The sequence below is a fragment of the Nitrospirillum karajorum genome (assembly GCF_036348415.1).
GTDB lineage: Bacteria > Pseudomonadota > Alphaproteobacteria > Azospirillales > Azospirillaceae > Nitrospirillum > Nitrospirillum amazonense_B.
This window is the reverse complement of the sequence record NZ_JAZBQB010000001.1, coordinates 485,758-499,420: the sequence shown is the minus strand read 5'-3', so window position 1 is coordinate 499,420 and position 13,663 is coordinate 485,758. Positions and strand designations below refer to the sequence as shown.

Here is a 13,663-nt window from a genome sequence, read left to right as displayed (position 1 = left end):
CCGGCGGTGGCATAAAGGTCGCGGGCTGGCGCCAGCGATCCGGTTTGCTATGGTGGCGCCCCCGCCTCCAGCCTGGAAAGCCCCCGCCATGACCGGCATGCCCCCGCTTTTGTTCCCTGTGCCCCGGCCCGTGGTGCCTGTGGTGGGTGACGGTGCGGTCTTCCCCGTGCACCGCATCTATTGCATCGGACGCAACTATGCGGCGCACGCGCGGGAAATGGGTTCCGACCCCACCCGCGAGCCGCCCTTCTTCTTCCAGAAGCCGGCCGACGCCGTGCAGGTGGTGATGCCCGGCACCGTGGCCGACCATCCCTATCCCACCCTGACCAGCAACTATCATTATGAGGTGGAGCTTGTGGCGGCCATCGGCATCGGCGGCCGCGATATCCCGGCGGACCGGGCGCTGGACCATGTCCTGGGCTATGCCGTCGGCCTGGACATGACCCGCCGCGACCTGCAACGCGCCATGGGTGACATCAAGAAGCCGTGGGAGATCGGCAAGGCCTTCGACCGCAGCGCCCCCATCGGCCCGCTGCACCGGGTGGGCTTGGTCGGCCATCCGGCGGGGGGCGCCATCACCCTGGCGGTGAACGGCGAGGTGAAGCAGTCCTCCACCCTGGATCAGATGATCTGGTCGGTGGCGGAGCAGATCGCCAACCTGTCCCGCGCCTTCGCCCTGTTGCCGGGCGACCTGATCTATACCGGCACGCCGGAGAATGTCGGCCCCGTCGTTCCGGGCGATGTCATCACCGCCCATGTCGACGGCCTGCCCGACCTGTCTCTGCGCATCACCGACCGCGCGTGAGGCGCCCGGCGCCAGGGGCTCTTCGCGGTCGCGAACCCTGGGCGGTTGCCGTGTCAGGTCCGTCGCAGGATGGTGACCAGATAGAAGGGGCGCCGCGCCTGGCTGGCCACCGTGAAAAGGGGGGACCAGGCGAACGCGTCATGGATGCGCCGGGACAGCCGTGATTCAGGGTCGGCCGAAAAGAAGTAGTGGTTGGCCAACAGGCAGAGGCCGCCGGGCTTGAGCAGCCGCGCCATCCGGGCCGCCACCTGTTTCAGCAGATCGTCCCCGATGGGCGGCGGCAGGTAATAGAGTGTGTCGGCGAGGGTGATGAGGTCGAAGCCGCCGTCAAGCCCGGGGTCAAGGTCCAGCACGTCCCCCTGGCGAAAGCTGATCGCCGGGCTGCCGAACCGCGCGGCGGCGCGATCCACCGCGGCCTGGGCGATGTCGATTCCCAGCACCTGATCGGCGCGTTTGCCCAGGTGCTGGCTCAGCAAGCCCAAGCCGCAGCCCAGGTCAAGGGCGTGCGTGAAGCGCTGGCCCGCGGGAAGGCAGGCGACGATGCGTTCGTATTTCCAGGCCTGGTAGCGATAGCGGCTGTCGGCGGAGGCCCAAGGGTCCCCGGTCTCGACATAGACCGCTTCGAAAGCGCCGCGCTCGCCGACCGTGGTCCGCAGGCGGCTGATCGCCTTGTCGGTCCGCGCGCTCTGGAGGAACAGGGGCACATCGGCGGGCGACATGAAGCGCATCGACCGCCATAGCTGGGCCAGGTTCCGGGCCGGGGAGGGCTGGCGTCTCGCTTCCGGTGCAATCGACATGGGGCTCCGTCTTTTTCGCAAGCTCCCGCCGCGCCGCCGGGCAGGCGTACTCTGGGTATCGGCGGAATTTTGATGGTCGAACCGGCGCCTGAAGATGAGTAAGGCCCATGGCGCGGGGGCTTGAGCGTGATCTCTGTCGCTCGGGTACGGGCTCGGGCTGGAGACTACTCCAAAAGGCTTGGTAAGTGCATAAATGTCCGGGGCAACGGACGTGTCAGATCGCCGCAATCCAAGAGTTTAACATCTGAAAGATCATCAACCGGCGAGGGGGCGCCGCGCCGGTGCCCGGCATTGTCGCGGTCTGGCCGCGCCGGACAGCCCGGTTCTGGCTGGGGGAGCGCCTTCGTGTTAAGCATGGCCCGTCCGTTTCTCGCGGGGGTGCCCACCCCGCCGCAGTCCGAGGTTCGCCGGTCCCTTGTCCAAGAAGCATACGTCCCAGCCGCGACACACCGCCACCCTGCCGCTGGTGAGGCGCCTCGCGGGCAGTTACCTGCGGCCCTACATCGGCATGGTGCTGCTGGCCAGCATCCTCATCGCCGTCAATGCCGGCAGCTCCGCCGTGCTGGCGCAGAAGCTGGTGCCCTTGATCGATGAGGTGCTGAGCGGCAAGAACCCCGGCTACCTGCGCACCTTCGCCATCATCGTCTTCGCCACCTTCGTGGTGCGCGGCTTCTCGGGCTATTTCTCGGCCGTGCTGATGAACAACGTGGGCCAGCGGCTGGTGGCGGCGTTGCAGAAGCAGCTCTACAACCACCTGATCCAGGCCGACCTCGCCTACCTGCATTCCCTGCCGTCGGGCCAGCTGGTCTCCAGCCTGGTGAACGACGTGAACCAGGTGCGCCAGGGCACGGCGGAGGTGCTGACCAATTACGGCCAGAGCGTGCTGACCCTCATCTTCCTGGTGGGCGTGATGTTCCAGCAGGATTGGCTGCTGGCCACCATCTCGCTGACCGTGGTGCCCTTCACCACCGTGATGCTCAGCCGCATGACCGGCCGGCTGCGCCGGGTGGCGGGGCGCACGCAGGCGGCGCTGGGCACCTTCGCCAGCATCCTGACCCAGACCTTCCAGGGCGCCCGCCACGTCAAGGCCTATGGCATGGAAGAGTATGAGATGCGGCGCGTGGCCACCATCGCCGACGATTTGCGCAAGCTGACCAACAAGTCGTTCCGCGTCTCCTCCTCCCTCATCCCCATCAATGAGGTTTTGAGCGGCGTCATCTTCGTCGGCGTCATCATCTATGGCGGGCTGGAGGCGGCGGCCGGCCATGCCACCGCCGGCACGCTGACCAGCTTCACCGGCGCCTTCCTGCTGGCGTTCGAGCCGCTGAAGCGCCTGTCCAAGCTGCAGACCCAGTTGCAGGTCAGCCTGGCCTCGGCGGAGCGGGTGTTCGAGCTGCTGGACACGCCGCCCCGCATCGTGGACCGGCCCGACGCCCGGGAACTGGCCGTAGCCTCCCACGCCATCCGCTTCCAGGACGTGCGCTTCGCCTATCAGGACGGAACGGTGGCGCTGGACGGTGTCTCGCTGGAGGTGCCGGCGGGCAAGACCGTGGCCCTGGTAGGGTCCAGCGGGTCGGGCAAGACCACCATCCTGAACCTGATCCCCCGCTTCTACGACGTGACCGGCGGTTCCGTGACCCTGGGCGGCCAGGACGTGCGCGACGTGACGCTGGCCTCGCTGCGTAGCGCCATCGGCTTGGTCAGCCAGGAAACGGGTCTGTTCGACGACACGGTGCGCGGCAACATCGCCTACGGCCGCATGGGCGCCACGGCGGAGGAGATCGAGGCCGCGGCCAAGGCGGCGGCGGCGCACGACTTCATCCTGGGCCTGCCCCAGGGCTATGACACGCGCGTGGGCGAGAACGGCGTGAAGCTGTCCGGCGGCCAGCGCCAGCGCATCGCCATCGCCCGCGCCATGCTGAAGAACGCCCCCGTGCTGCTGCTGGACGAGGCGACCTCGGCGCTGGACAGCGAGTCCGAGCGCCTGGTGCAGGACGCCCTGCGCCGGCTGCAACAGGGCCGCACCACCCTGGTCATCGCCCACCGCCTGTCCACCATCATCGACGCCGACCGCATCTATGTCATCGATGGCGGCCGGGTGGTGGAATCCGGCACGCATGACGAGCTGCTGGCGCTCGACGGTGCCTACGCCCGTTTCCATGCCTTACAGGCTGGCGGCGGGCATGGCCCTGTGGCCGAACTGGACGTGGCCCCGGTGACGGCGGCCGGCGCCCTGTCGGCGGCGGGCTGAGGGGCGGACGATGGCGGCCGGGGCGGTCACGAACATGGTCTTCATGGTCGTGTTGATCGCCCTGGTCATCGGCGTGGTCCTTCTCGGCAGCCTGTTGATGACCCTGTCGCGCGAGGGCGGGGCCGCCCTGTTCGTCCATCCGCGCCTGCCCGACCCCGGCGCCCCGCCGGAGGGGGCCGGCCTGCGCGCCGTCGCCTATCCCACCGCCGACGGCGCCACCTTGACCGCGTGGACGGCGGAGCCCACGGGCGCCCGGCCCCTGGTCCTGATCCTGGCCGGCCCCGGACAGCGCCGCGCCGACCTGGCGGGCCTGGCGTCGGCCCTGGTGGCGCACGGCTATGGCGTGATGCTCACCTGCCGCCGCCCGGCCTCCCTGATAACGGGGGAGTGGGGGGAGGCCGCCCTGCTGGCCGATGCCCGCGCCGCCTTGGATCACCTGACGGCCCGGGGCGTCTCCGGCTCCCGCCTGGTTGTCCTAGGCGTGTCGGCGGCGGCGGCCCTAGCCTTGCAGATGGCGTGGGAACGCCGGCCGGCCGCCCTGGTTTTGGCCGCCCCGCCGACGTCCGGGGCCGACCTGCTGGTTGGCCGATGGCATCTGTCGCCCTTGGCCGGCATGGCCACCAATCCCCTGGCCGTGGTCCGCCGGTTGACGGTGGCGCCCCCCGCCTGCCCCCTGCTGGTGCTGCACGGCCTGGCCGACCGCAGCGTGCCGCCGGCCATGGGGCGGGTGGTGTTCCAAGTGGCGCCGGAGCCCAAGCAGGCCGCCTGGATCAAGGGCGCGGGCCATGACGACCTGTGGGACAAGGGCGGGGTTGACGCCCTGCTGGACTTCCTGGCCGGCCGGCGGGGACCGGCGCCGACGCTGGAGCAGGAGGCCCCCCGGCGGGCGCCCGGCCTGCCGGCGCTTAGGCCCTAATCGACCGACCGCCGCAGCCGGAAGGCGGGGGAGCCGTCGGCGTAGTAATCCTCCTCCACCGAGGTCTGGTGAAAGCCCAGGCGGTGGTACAGGGCGCGCGCGGCGCCGTTCTCCGGATGCACCTCCAGCGACAGCCAGTGGTGGCCGGTTGCGCGGGCGTGGTCCAGGGCGGCCTGCATCATGGCCTTCGCCAGGCCCTGGCCGCGCCGTGCGGGATGGGTCGCCAGGGAATAGACGCGCAGGCCCTGGGTGCCCCGGCGGGACAGCAGCACCGCGCTGGCCGCCAAGGTGCCATCCTGACCATCAATCACCAGGATGCGGGCCGACGGCCGCTCCAGCAGGCGTTTGAAACTGCGCCGGCCCATGCGGTTGAACTCGAAGCACAGGGCCTCGAGCGCCAGCAGGGCCTCCAGGTCGGCCGGGATGGCGGGCCGAGGGGCTGGAAAGGGGACCGGGAAAGCAGAGGGTGTCATGGTGGGGCCCAAGGTACGGGAGGGGGCGTCGCGGGGCCTAATCAAAAACCCTTTATCTTCCGTCCCCGGCATTGCCATGGAGATTTAATGCGGGTCGCCCGGACACTGGGGACACCACGGCGGCCTTCTGTGCCGTGGCCTTTCCAGAGGAACGCATCATGGCACGCACCATCGTCATCGAACGCGGCCCCGGCGGCTTGTGGGCCGCCCACGACAGCGCCGGCCTCATCGGCGGCGTCTTCAAGGAGCGGCGGGCCGCGGTCGCCTTCGCCATATTCCAGCCCGACCGTCCCACCGTGCTGCTGCGCGCCGGCGGGGCCGGTGCGGGCCCTGGCGCCGGTGCGGCGCGTTGGGCCGCCCCCCGCTTTCCCAGTAGCCGGTTTTAGGGGGAGGGGTGCCATGCCGGACTGTTCCCCAGCGGCTTCCAGACAGCTTGACCCCAGGCCCGTCCCGGCCCGCCCCCCGGTGCTGGCCGCGTCCGACCTGATCCTGGTGGTGGAACGGCGGTGCGACTTCCGCTGGCCCGATCCCGGCGGCCGCATCATGACCGCCGGTGCCTATGCCGCCGCCGGACCGGGGCGCCCCTGCCGCGTCATCAACCTCTGCCGTCATGTCGATTACCTGTCCGCCGGCTATTATACGTCCCTCTTGGCGGAGGCGCGCGGCGACCGCGTGATGCCCGCGCTGCGCACCCTGGTGGATCTGGCGGATCGGCATGACCTGGCCGACAGCCTGGCCGACTTCAATGCCGGTCTTGCCCATCTCCCGCCCCCGCCGGCCGGCATCACCCAACACACGGCCAACATTTATTTCGGCCGGACGCCCGATGCGGGGCTGGGCGATGTCGCGGCCCGCGTGTTCCAGCGGCTGGACTGCCCCTTGATGCGGCTGACGCTGGTGCATGCCGATGGCCGGGGCTGGCGCATCGCCGGCGTGGCGCCCTTGGGGCTGGACGCGGTGCCGCCGGCCCACGACCGGGAGTTCATGAACGCGCTGGAGGTGCATGCCCGCCGGCGCTGGCTGCGGACCCGGGGCCCTGTGGCGCCCGCCTTCACCCTGGCGGTGCTGCATGACCCTGCCGACCCCCTGCCGCCCAGCAAGGCCGAAACGCTGGACCATCTGGCGCGGGTGGGCGCCGATCTGGGCGTGCGGGTGGAGGTGATCGGCCGGCGCGACTATCGCCACTTGGCGCGCTTCGACGGCCTGTTCATCCGCGAGACCACGGCCGTGACCCATCCCACCTTCCGCTTCGCCCGCAAGGCGGAGGCGCTAGGCATCCCGGTCGTGGACGACGCCACCAGCATCCTGCGCTGCACCAACAAGGTTTTCCTGGCGGAGGCGCTGGCCGGCCACGGCGTGGCCACGCCGCGCACCCGGCTGGTCACCCGCGCCACCGTGGCGGAGGTGGCGGCGTCGATGAACTTCCCCGCCGTGCTGAAGGTGCCCGATGGCGCCTTCAGCCGGGGGGTGGAGCGGGTGATGGACCCCGACGCCTTCCACCGCGTGGCCGCGGCACTGCTGGCGCGGTCGGAAATCATCCTGGCGCAGGACTATGTGCCTACCGCCTTCGACTGGCGCGTGGGCGTGCTGGGGGGGCAGGTGCTGTTCGTGGCCCAATACCATATGTGTCCCCAGCATTGGCAAATCGTACGCCATGGCGCCGACGGCAGCCATGAGGAAGGGGCCACGCGCGCCGTGGCCGTGGCCGACACGCCGCCGGCCGTGCTGACCGCCGCGCTGAAGGCCGCCCGGCTGATGGGCAACGGCCTGTACGGCGTGGATCTGAAACAGACGGCGACCGGGGAGGTCATGGTGATCGAGGTGAACGACAATCCCAACCTGGATGTGGGCATGGAGGATCGCGCCGCGGGCCCGGTGCTGTGGCGTCGCATCATTGGCCATTTCCTCACCGCCGCCGGTCGGGTGCCCATGCCCGGCAGCACCACCCTGGCCGCCACTGAGCATGCCGCCCTGGCCCGCTTGGCTGCGGTGCGGGCGGCGGTGGCCTGAGCCGGACCCGCCGCCGTCGGGGGCGGATGGACCGGCGCGGACGGGGCCACTTCGCTTTTTTGGTTGGAAGCGTGCGGGGGTGCGGGTATTCAAGGCGCTTGGTTTAACCGGCCCGTGGTGGGTGTTCCACCCGGGCCGCCTGTTCCTGGCGGCGGCTCTCCTTCATGGTGGGCCGCCCATGCGGGTTCCCAAGGACGTCGTACCCTATGCTGCGCTTTTCACCGCTCAAGTCCGCGTTGATCGCCCTGGTCTGTTTCCTGGGCGTGGTCTTCTCCCTGCCCAGCCTGATCAGCAAGGATTACCTGCCGGGCTGGATGGCCGACCGGCATGTGAACCTGGGCCTGGACCTGAAGGGCGGCTCCTACCTGCTGTTGCAGGTGGACAGCGACGCGGTGGCCAAGGCGCGCCTGGAAAGCCTGACCGATGAGGCGCGCACCGCCCTGCGCGCCGCCAAGATACAGGTCAGCGGCATCACGCCGGCCGGCCGGTCCATCGCCATCGCCCTGCCCGAAGGGGCGGACGTCGACGCGGCGCGCAAGGCCCTGGGCCCCATCGCCACCGCCACGACCGGTGGCGGTGTCCCGGAAATCGACCTGCGCACCGATGGCCAGACCATCACGCTGACCCTGACCGACGCCGGTTTCAAGGACCGCATCGACAAGGCGATGGCGCAGTCCCAGGAAATCGTCCGCCGTCGTATCGACGAGACGGGCGTGAACGAGCCGGTGGTGGCCCGCCAGGGCAGCGACCGCATCCTGGTGCAGCTGCCCGGTGTGGACGATCCCGGCCGTATCAAGAAGCTGATCGGCACCACCGCCAAGATGACCTTCCGCCTGGTGGTGACGGATGAGCCCGTCCGCGCCGACGGCGCCGCCCCCCGGGCACCCAGATCATGTCCGTCGCGGACGGCCGGGGTGATCGCAAGATCCTGGTGCGCAAGAAGGTGGAGGTTGATGGCGCCAACCTGACCGACGCCAGCCCCACCACCGACCAGAACGGCCGCTGGGTCGTCAGCTTCCGCTTCGACAGCATCGGCGCCCGCCGCTTCGCCGAGACGACCACGAACAATGTGGGCAAGCCTTTCGCCATCGTGCTGGACGACAAGGTCATCAGCGACCCGGTCATCCAGGAGCCCATCACCGGCGGTCGTGGCCAGATCAGCGGCAGCTACACCGCCCAGACGGCCAACGACCTGGCCGTGCTGCTGCGCGCCGGCGCCCTGCCGGTGCCGCTGACCGTGGTGGAAGAACGGACCATCGGGCCGGAGCTGGGCGCCGACAGCATCCATGCCGGCCTGACCGCCGTGGCCGTGGGCTTCGTGCTGGTCGTGGCCTACATGATCGTCAGCTACGGCATCTTCGGCGTGTTCGCCAACATCGCCCTGCTGTGCAACCTGTTCCTGACCCTGGCCCTGCTGGGCATCCTGCAGGCCACGCTGACCCTGCCCGGCATCGCCGGCGCCCTGCTGACCCTGGGCATGGCCGTCGACGCCAACATCCTGATCAACGAGCGCATCCGGGAAGAGCTGCGGAAGGGGGCGACCCCCCTGGCGGCGCTGGAGGCCGGCTTCTCGAAAGCCTACGCCACCATCACCGACAGCAACCTGACCACGCTGATCAAGATGGCCATCCTGTTCTCGGTCGGCACCGGGACCATCAAGGGCTTCGCCGTCACCATCAGCCTGGGCATCATGACCTCTATGTTCACGGCGACCGTGGTGGCCCGCGCCATCACCGCCAGCTGGTTCCGCCGCTTCCGGCCCAAGACGCTGACCGTGGGCACACGCCTGCGCCCGGCACCGGACCACACCAACATCTCCTTCATGCGCGGCCGCCACATGGGCATCGGCCTGTCGGTGCTGCTGTCGATCGCCTCGGTGGTGCTGTTCTTCAAGCCCGGCCTGAATTACGGCGTGGACTTCGCCGGCGGCGTGGTCATCGAGATCCGCACCGAAGGCCCGGCCGACTTCGCCAAGCTGCGCTCCAAGATGGAAACCCTGCACCTGGGGCCCGTCCAGCTGCAGCAGTTCGGCTCCCCCACCGACGTGCTGATGCGGCTGGAGCAGCAGGCCGGCGGCGACGCCGCCCAGCAGGGGGCCGTGAAGGCCGTCCAGGACGAGCTGAACAAGGATTTCCCCGGTGCCGTCATCCGCCGCCAGGAAGCCGTGGGTGCCTCCGTCAGCGCCGAGCTGTTCCACGACGGCATGCTGGCCCTGGGCCTGGCGGCCATCGCCATGCTGGGTTACATCACCTTCCGCTTCGAATGGCAGTTCGGCATCGGTGCCGTGGTCACCATGCTGCTGGACGTGACGAAGACCGTGGGCTTCTTCGCCATCACCGGCATGCAGTTCAACCTGACCTCCATCGCCGCCATCCTCACCATCATGGGCTATTCGATCAATGACAAGGTCGTGGTCTATGACCGTGTGCGTGAGAACCTGCGTCTCTACCGCAAGATGCCTCTGCGTGAACTGATCGACCGCAGCATCAATGAGACGCTGAGCCGGACCATCGGCACCTCGCTGGCCATCTTCCTGGTGACCGTGCCCCTGGCCCTGCTGGCGGGTGAGCAGCTGCGCGAGTTCGCCTGGGTGCTGCTGTTCGGCGTGGTGCTGGCGACGTCGTCGTCCATCTTCATCGCCGCCCCCATCCTGCTGTTCCTGGGCGAAAAGAGCCTGCGCCGGCCCGCGCCGGCCGACGGCTCCGCCGCCCCGGCCGCTCCGGCGGAGTAAAGGACCGTATCTGGCTGCCGGTTGTCCGGGGCGGCGCCCATGGGCAACCGGCATGCCAGAATAAAAGCGCAATAAAAACAGATGGTTGCAAAATCGCACTAGACAATTTTGCACCAAAGTCGGCAATAACCGCCGGGCGCTGGGCATGAAATGCCGGGCCGAATTTGCCGATTTATTTGCACAGCTGTTCCGCACTGACGGCCAGTTCTGTAAAGAATCAATGATTACAGTTCAGTAAGGGTTGGTCCCCCGGTTGCGATGGCAGCCGATGCGCGCGTGCGCACCCCTTGGAGGGGGCCGGGGGAAATCCAAGGCGGCCTCGTCCAAGGTTTCTTCATCGGGGGAGACCTTAACCCATGAGCTCCATCGCCGCCTCGGGCTCCAGCCAGTCGCTGTACAGCGGTTGGCAGGCCCAATGGGCGTCGCGGACGCAGGCCTCGGCCGGCACCGACGACGCCAGTTCCTCAACCTCGACCACCGCCACCGGATCGTCCACAGACGCTACCTCCGCCCTGTTGGATGGCGCCCTGTCGGATGGTGGTGTCGGCGCCCTTTCCAGCAGCCCCTTCGCCCTGCAAATGGGCGGGCTGTTGTCCCTGCTGCAGGGTGTCGACGGCGGTTCCGATTCCAGCGCCGGCAGCACGGCCGGCGGCCTCCCGCCGGGTCCGCCTCCGGGTTCGCCGCCAGGGGATAACGGCTCCAGTGCCAGCGGTGCTAACAACGCCGATGGCATGGACCCGCTGATGAGCCTGATGATGCAGACGGCTTTCGGCACGTCCGGCACCACCAGCACCGACGGCACCACGACCACGGGCACGACGACGACCGACGGCATCTCCAAGCAGGCCTTCGAATCCGCCTTCGGCACCGGCACCGGGGCCACGGAGCTGGCGGACAAGGTGTTCTCCAAGCTGGATGCCGACGGCAACGGCACCATCAGCCAGTCCGAGGCGCAAAGCGCGCTGAAGCAGGCGGGCGGCGGCCATCACGGCGGCGGTCACCACCACCACGGCGGGGGCGGCGGTGTCGGCGGTCCGTCTTCCAGCCAGCAGGCATCCACCCTGCTGAGTGACACCAGCACGGACGACAGCGACCCGACCTCGGCCGCCAGCATTCTGGGTGCCCTGGACGGGACGTCGTCGACCTCAACCACCGGGGCCACCACCGGAACCTCCACCACCAGCGCCACCACGGCCACCGCCTCGTCCAGCAGCGACGCTTCGGGCACCAGCTTCACCTTCAATGGCGTCACTATCGACAGCAGCACGATGCTGAGCGGATCGGCGCTGGCCTTCATGGCACAGCTGCAAGGCCAACTGGCCGCGGCCTGAGCCGGGGACGCCGGCCTCTGAAACAGGGGGGCGTCCGACGTGTGCATCCAAACCCGCAGCGGCGGCATGAAACATGCCCCGCCGCCGGTTCCTTGCCGTTCTGTCGGCGGGGCGATCGTTGCGCGACTGCCTGGAACGACGCTTGCGATCGGGGCGGACGCGCGGTCGCGGGGCCGCGCCCTTGGGAAGCGCGGTGACCGGTTGGGGGAAGCCGTGGCCCGAGGTCCCCTGAACGGAGCGCAGCCCCCATGACCTCCTCCATCTCTTCATCGGGTTCGTCCCAGTCGCTTTACAGCGCCTGGCTCGCCCAAATACAGACGGCGTCCACCAGCACATCGGCTGACGCCACATATACCGATGACACTGATACGACGACCAGCGGCACCACCGCCGCCTCCAGCGCGCCCAGCTTTCAGATGGGTGGCTTCCAGATGGATGGCGGCCTGCTGAGCATGTTGCAGGGCATCGGCGGCGACAGCGATGGTGACGGCACCGATGGCACCGCCACGACGGCCGCCTCTGGTAACGGTGGTGCGGGCGATGCCCTGCTGAACCTGCTGCTGCAGACCGCCAGCGGCACGTCCTCCTCCAGCGGTTCCACCAGCACGGACTCCACGTCTTCCAGCAGCGCCACGACCAGCACCACCACGTCATCCGGCAGCGGCATCAGCGAAAGCGACTTCGAATCCGCCTTCGGCAGCGGAACGGGCAGCAAGGAGTTGGCGGACAAGGTCTTCTCCAGCCTCGACACCGATGGCGACGGAACGCTGAGCCAGTCCGAGGCGCAGTCGGCGCTGAAATCGCTATCGGGCGGCCAGGGCGCCGACGGCATGGGCCCGCCGCCGCCGCCGGGTGGGTTCGATATGGGCGACTCATCGTCGTCCAGCGATGGCACGTCCTCGACCGCCACCGCCAGCGACTCCGGTACATCCACCAGCGGTACATCCAGCAGTGGCACCAGCAGCATCACCATCGATGGTGTCACCATCGACACCAGCACGATGCTCAGCGGGTCCGCCCTGGCCTTCATGGCGCAGTTGCAGGGCTCCGTCGCGGCTTAAGGACCAGGAGCCCTCATGAAAAACGCCGCCCAGCGGGTTGCCCCGGGGCGGCGTTTGGCCTTGTCGTCAAGCCGGCACGTCAGGCCGGCATCAGTCCAGATGCACCAGCTTGACCTTGCGGTTCTCCATCGCCAGGGCCAGCTTGCCATGCTTCAGGGCCAGGGCCTGGCGGCCGAACAGGTCGAAGCGCCAGCCGGACATGGCCTGCACCTTGGCATGATCATCGGCGGCGATGGCCTCCAGGTCGGCGGCGTTAGCCACCAGGCGGCTGGCCACATCCTCGTCATCGCACACCAGCTTCAACAGCACGCGCAGCAGTTCCACCGTCGGCGCGATGCCGGCCGGCAGCTCAGCGCGCGGTTCGGCGCGGGGCAGGGCGCTGTCGGGCAGGCTGCGCGCCTTCTCGATGGCCGCCAGGATTTCGGCGCCGTAACGACCCGCGGCCATGCTGGGGCCCAGGCCGCGCGTGCGGGCCAGGTCGTCCACCGTGCTGGGGGTGTGGGCGGCGATCTCCATCAAGGTTTCGTCGCGCACCACGCGGTTGCGCGGGATGTCCTTGCGCTGCGCCTCGCGCTCGCGCCAGGCGCACAGCTCCTTCAGCACGGCGATGAAGCGCGGCTTGTCGGTGCGCGGCTTCAGCCGGCGCCAGGACTCGTCCGGGTCCTGGCGATAGGTGTCCGGGCTGGTCAGGATGGCCATCTCATCGGCCAGCCATTCCTCGCGGCCCGTCTTGTCCAGGCGGCGGCGGATCTTCTCATACGCCGGGCGCAGGTGGGTCACGTCCGACAGCGCGTAGGTCAGTTGCCGGTCGGTCAGCGGCCGGTTGGACCAGTCGGTGAAGCGGCTGGACTTGTCGATGCGGGCGTTGGTCAGCTTGGTGATCAGCGTCTCATACCCCACGCTGTCACCGAAGCCGCAGACCATGGCCGCGACCTGGGTGTCGAACAGAGGGGCGGGCACGGCACCGGTCAGGTTGAAGAAAATCTCCAAATCCTGGCGGGCGGCGTGGAAGACCTTCAGCACGGCGGGATTGGCCAGCAGCGCGAACAGCGGCGACAGGTCGATGCCATCGGCCAGCGGGTCGATGGCGGCGGCCTCGTCGGGGCCGGCCACCTGCACCAGGCAGAGCTGCGGGTAGTAGGTCTTCTCCCGCATGAATTCGGTATCGACGGTGACGTAGGCGGCGGTGGCCAGTCGGTCACAGAAGGCGGAGAGGTCGGCGGTATTGGTGATCAGCGTCATGGGGTTCTTCACATACTATAGCTGAGCGTGCGTGCATAGGGCCTCT

General features: G+C 68.9%; 12 protein-coding genes. 9 read left to right on the top strand and 3 right to left on the bottom strand.

What is annotated here, in order from left to right; all coding sequences use genetic code 11:
- Positions 1-88: 88 nt before the first annotated feature.
- A complete protein-coding gene (locus UCD39_RS02250; protein ID WP_442943540.1) occupies positions 89-805 on the top strand; it encodes a fumarylacetoacetate hydrolase family protein in 717 nt (238 codons plus the stop codon).
- A 53-nt stretch (positions 806-858) separates the two neighbouring features.
- Here UCD39_RS02250 and UCD39_RS02245 read toward each other — a convergent pair whose 3' ends face one another.
- Positions 859-1,602 carry a class I SAM-dependent methyltransferase gene (locus UCD39_RS02245; RefSeq protein WP_330494509.1) on the bottom strand — a complete coding sequence of 248 codons (744 nt, stop codon included), beginning with the start codon at positions 1,600-1,602 and terminating at the stop codon, positions 859-861.
- 415 nt (positions 1,603-2,017) lie between these two features.
- On the opposite strand from UCD39_RS02245, the gene UCD39_RS02240 reads away from it, so the two are divergent.
- Both UCD39_RS02240 and UCD39_RS02235 read left to right on the top strand, forming a co-directional pair.
- The gene (locus UCD39_RS02240; protein WP_330494508.1) at positions 2,018-3,853 is read left to right on the top strand and encodes an ABC transporter ATP-binding protein; all 1,836 of its coding nucleotides are present in this window, start codon (positions 2,018-2,020) and stop codon (positions 3,851-3,853) included.
- A gap of 10 nt (positions 3,854-3,863) precedes the next feature.
- Positions 3,864-4,769: an alpha/beta hydrolase gene (locus UCD39_RS02235; RefSeq protein ID WP_330494507.1), complete on the top strand. Its 906-nt coding sequence runs from the start codon at positions 3,864-3,866 to the stop codon at positions 4,767-4,769.
- Here the strand turns inward: UCD39_RS02235 and UCD39_RS02230 are convergent.
- Entirely contained in the window at positions 4,766-5,242 is a 477-nt protein-coding gene (locus UCD39_RS02230; protein WP_330494506.1) for a GNAT family N-acetyltransferase, read from the bottom strand. The genes UCD39_RS02235 and UCD39_RS02230 overlap by 4 nt on opposite strands.
- A gap of 158 nt (positions 5,243-5,400) precedes the next feature.
- Between UCD39_RS02230 and UCD39_RS02225 the strand changes: the two genes are divergently transcribed.
- The 6 genes from UCD39_RS02225 (at position 5,401) to UCD39_RS02200 (ending at position 12,375) form a co-directional block, all read left to right on the top strand.
- Positions 5,401-5,628, top strand: a complete 228-nt coding sequence (locus UCD39_RS02225; protein ID WP_330494505.1) for a hypothetical protein — start codon at positions 5,401-5,403, stop codon at positions 5,626-5,628.
- A gap of 79 nt (positions 5,629-5,707) precedes the next feature.
- On the top strand, positions 5,708-7,252 hold the full coding sequence (locus tag UCD39_RS02220) for a RimK family ATP-grasp domain-containing protein (protein ID WP_330494504.1): 1,545 nt from the start codon (positions 5,708-5,710) through the stop codon (positions 7,250-7,252).
- 206 nt (positions 7,253-7,458) lie between these two features.
- Positions 7,459-8,220: a protein translocase subunit SecD/SecF gene (locus UCD39_RS02215; RefSeq protein WP_330494503.1), complete on the top strand. Its 762-nt coding sequence runs from the start codon at positions 7,459-7,461 to the stop codon at positions 8,218-8,220.
- Entirely contained in the window at positions 8,145-9,983 is a 1,839-nt protein-coding gene (gene secD / locus UCD39_RS02210) for a protein translocase subunit SecD (protein ID WP_330494502.1), read from the top strand. The genes UCD39_RS02215 and secD overlap by 76 nt, the downstream gene beginning before the upstream one ends.
- A 356-nt stretch (positions 9,984-10,339) precedes the next feature.
- Entirely contained in the window at positions 10,340-11,314 is a 975-nt protein-coding gene (locus UCD39_RS02205) for an EF-hand domain-containing protein (RefSeq protein ID WP_330494501.1), read from the top strand.
- A gap of 248 nt (positions 11,315-11,562) precedes the next feature.
- Positions 11,563-12,375, top strand: a complete 813-nt coding sequence (locus UCD39_RS02200) for an EF-hand domain-containing protein (protein ID WP_330494500.1) — start codon at positions 11,563-11,565, stop codon at positions 12,373-12,375.
- A 90-nt stretch (positions 12,376-12,465) separates the two neighbouring features.
- Here UCD39_RS02200 and rnd read toward each other — a convergent pair whose 3' ends face one another.
- Entirely contained in the window at positions 12,466-13,617 is a 1,152-nt protein-coding gene (gene rnd / locus UCD39_RS02195; RefSeq protein WP_330494499.1) for a ribonuclease D, read from the bottom strand.
- Positions 13,618-13,663 lie beyond the last annotated feature (46 nt).